This is a genomic window from Azotobacter beijerinckii (assembly GCF_900110885.1).
Classification (GTDB): Bacteria; Pseudomonadota; Gammaproteobacteria; order Pseudomonadales; family Pseudomonadaceae; genus Azotobacter; species Azotobacter beijerinckii.
In genome coordinates this window covers 1-2,474 of sequence record NZ_FOFJ01000141.1, presented here as the reverse complement: position 1 = coordinate 2,474, position 2,474 = coordinate 1, and the positions used below count along the sequence as shown (strand labels likewise).

The 2,474-nt window shown below is 59.6% G+C and carries 4 protein-coding genes; 2 read left to right on the top strand and 2 right to left on the bottom strand.

Annotated elements, in window-relative coordinates; translation table 11 throughout:
* The first annotated feature begins 107 nt into the window (after nucleotides 1-107).
* Together BMY22_RS23140 and BMY22_RS23135 are read left to right on the top strand one after the other, a co-directional pair.
* A complete protein-coding gene (locus tag BMY22_RS23140) occupies nucleotides 108-398 on the top strand; it encodes a hypothetical protein (protein WP_090625668.1) in 291 nt (96 codons plus the stop codon).
* A gap of 49 nt (nucleotides 399-447) precedes the next feature.
* A complete protein-coding gene (locus tag BMY22_RS23135) occupies nucleotides 448-699 on the top strand; it encodes a hypothetical protein (protein ID WP_090625666.1) in 252 nt (83 codons plus the stop codon).
* A 233-nt stretch (nucleotides 700-932) separates the two neighbouring features.
* Here BMY22_RS23135 and BMY22_RS23130 read toward each other — a convergent pair whose 3' ends face one another.
* Together BMY22_RS23130 and BMY22_RS23125 are read right to left on the bottom strand one after the other, a co-directional pair.
* Nucleotides 933-1,403 (bottom strand): hypothetical protein, encoded by a 471-nt coding sequence (locus BMY22_RS23130; protein WP_090625665.1) that lies wholly within the window; start codon nucleotides 1,401-1,403, stop codon nucleotides 933-935.
* A gap of 418 nt (nucleotides 1,404-1,821) precedes the next feature.
* Complete coding sequence (locus BMY22_RS23125) at nucleotides 1,822-2,217, bottom strand: hypothetical protein (RefSeq protein WP_090625663.1); 396 nt, start codon at nucleotides 2,215-2,217, stop codon at nucleotides 1,822-1,824.
* Nucleotides 2,218-2,474 lie beyond the last annotated feature (257 nt).

The following is a 2,474-nucleotide window of genomic DNA, read 5'->3' as shown; positions in this document are numbered from 1 at the left end:
GTCCTGAGAAAACGCAGGAGAAAATTTCTCCCTCGTTCCCAAGAGGCTGGCGCTTGGGTTTTCCGAGGCAGCCCTGAGCATGGTCGGAGATAATGGAAGGAATCAGCATGGCAAAACACACTTCGAAGAATCCCCTTCACCAAGGTGCCCCTTTCAAGCGCAAGCCATGGCTCGGTCGCTACAACGCCACCCGTGCAGAGTGGAAGGCGGCCTATCGCGCTGCGCGGATCGCCATCGGCCAAGGAGCAGAACCTGACCCCGCAACCGATGGCGTGCTCTGGAAAGCGCAGTTGGTCGTTGCCTACGAGCGCAGCGGTCATGGCGACCGTCTGAAGCAGCCGGCCAGCGTCAAGCTGGCAGCGAAGCGGCTGATGGATGAGATCGTTGGCGCAGCGTGACCCGCTCGGTCACTCTGGCTTCCCGAGAGTTGAACCTGAGGAATTCCGCATGGCTCGCCCGCTTTCCATCATCCTGGCCGATGCCTTCGACAGTGCCGCGCGGGCCGTTGCCGAGGCTCCCCAGGCTCACGAGCACTATGGTCTTGCAGCCCCGACCACATGGGATAACTGGGTCTACTGGTGGCGTGGCTTCGCTGCTGGTTTGGCCGGGGATTTCGAATCCATGCCACTGATTGCCAGCTTGGTGGGCCCGCTGCGCCGAATCAAGAGCTGGTTCAAGCTCGTTCACCTACTTAGATAGTGAATACAGTCGAAAGTAATATGAAATGGATATTTAAATAATATCTAAGCAATAGTTTTTCAGGTGGGCCTATAACCGGCCGATAGCGGGGGATCTTGGAAGAAATCCCCCACCTCGGCAGCGCTTCAAACAGAAATTGCGTCCGTTACGATGTGGCCCGATTGCTGGTCGGAGTCATCGCAGAACGGTAGATTTCGCCAGAGATTTTCTCGGCCAGGGTAGCATGGGGTCGCTCATGCCTCGTCCTCCGAAACGGGAATCCCTTCTCGGCCGAGGATGGCAACAATCTCATCCAACTGGTCCGCTCCCCACTCCGGCGACTGGCACAGCACCGCGGCGATGTCTTCGAGCGCCGCTTTGTAGTTTTCGCGCCCTGCCGCCGGCTTAGGCGCTGGCGGGGCTGCGTAGAATGGTCCTCGTTCATCCAGCCATGCCTGAACCTCGCCGCCCGACCACATCTTGCGGAGCATCGTCGGGAAGCGCAGCTGGATTGGCTGCTGTGCTGGAGGGGGCGGCGCAGTGGCCACCGGGGCGGCCTGCTTGTCGAGTGCCGCCTGCTGCCGCCGGATCAACTTGGCAGCGCGGCGCAGACCGTCACCGTCTCCCCGGCCTGGGTAGGTTCCGTCCAAGTCGTCGGCCAGGTTCTCCAGTTCGTTCAGTGCATCATCCACCAGGTTCTGCGTCGGTGCAGTTTCGTGGGTCATTGGTCCTCTCCTTCGGCTTGCTCGCCGGTTGTTGAACATGGCGAACTGATGCTGCCCGGCATTCGGTTTGGCCGTGTGCGTGCAGCAGGTACAGGTCAAGCTATCGCGTGTTGAAGGAATCCCAAGCGGTGACGGGAGGCCTGGATGGCAGTGGCGAAACAGCAGGGCGGATGTCGGCGCCTCCGCAATGTGGGCACGGCGGGTGTCATCAGATTTTCACTTTTTTTAAAATGAAAATAATATGAAAAAACAATTAAAATAATGCGGTAATAAATGCCTTTACGGTGGTACGACAACAAGCCACTGGCAGGAGATAAATCTCCCGCCTCGGTAGCGGTTCACAGAGAATTTGGTGCGCCGACCTGTTGCCAGCGGTGCGCGCTGCACTGATCCGGACGGGCGCCAGCCTGCCCAGCTTTCACACGTGAGTGGCTTTCTGCTCCTGGTGATCCAATCGCTCGATCTCGGCCAGGATCAATGCCCCCGCCTTGACGAGGGCGCTGCGGGCGTCGCCAGGTTTCCAGCACCCCAGATTCCAAGGCCAGGCGTGGTCTGGCTCGCTCTTGCGAAGGCCCAGCATCTGGCGCTGCGCGAAAAGCGCATAGCAGGCTGCAGCGGCCGGAAGCTCGCCGAGGTCGTATTGGCGATCATGCTCCGGCGAAAAGCCTTCCACCTCGATCTGTCGGCGTCGCTCGGCAAGCACGTCGCGGGCGGCCGTGGTCAGCTCGGCCTGCTCCTCACCTGGGCTCGCCACTGGGTACTCGTGCTGTTTCAGCACCCGCAGCGGCTGGTCCTGTTCATCAACAATCGCCATGCATATTCCCTTCTGGATTGCGTTTCTAGGTGGGAATATCAATACGCGACGGACACCTCCGCTTGGGGGCTTTTCCGGCGATTTTCTGGCCTGAAAGCGAGCACCAGCTTACTTCCGGGAAGAAGAGGCGAATGCCGCTGAGTTGGGATTCTCCGGGCCGCTGGCATCCTGGGTGCACACTGCACAGGAGGTCATTCCATGAAACCTGATCAACTCCACACGTTCCTTAAACTCTGCTCGATAGCCGGCCCGGTGCT

What these genes read in the sequence shown, in the direction of transcription:
- BMY22_RS23140 (WP_090625668.1), top strand. Translation starts at nt 108, where the DNA reads ATGGCAAAACACACTTCGAAGAATCCCCTTCACCAAGGTGCCCCTTTC.
- BMY22_RS23135 (WP_090625666.1), top strand. Translation starts at nt 448, where the DNA reads ATGGCTCGCCCGCTTTCCATCATCCTGGCCGATGCCTTCGACAGTGCC.
- BMY22_RS23130 (WP_090625665.1), bottom strand. Translation starts at nt 1,403, where the DNA reads ATGACCCACGAAACTGCACCGACGCAGAACCTGGTGGATGATGCACTG.
- BMY22_RS23125 (WP_090625663.1), bottom strand. Translation starts at nt 2,217, where the DNA reads ATGGCGATTGTTGATGAACAGGACCAGCCGCTGCGGGTGCTGAAACAG.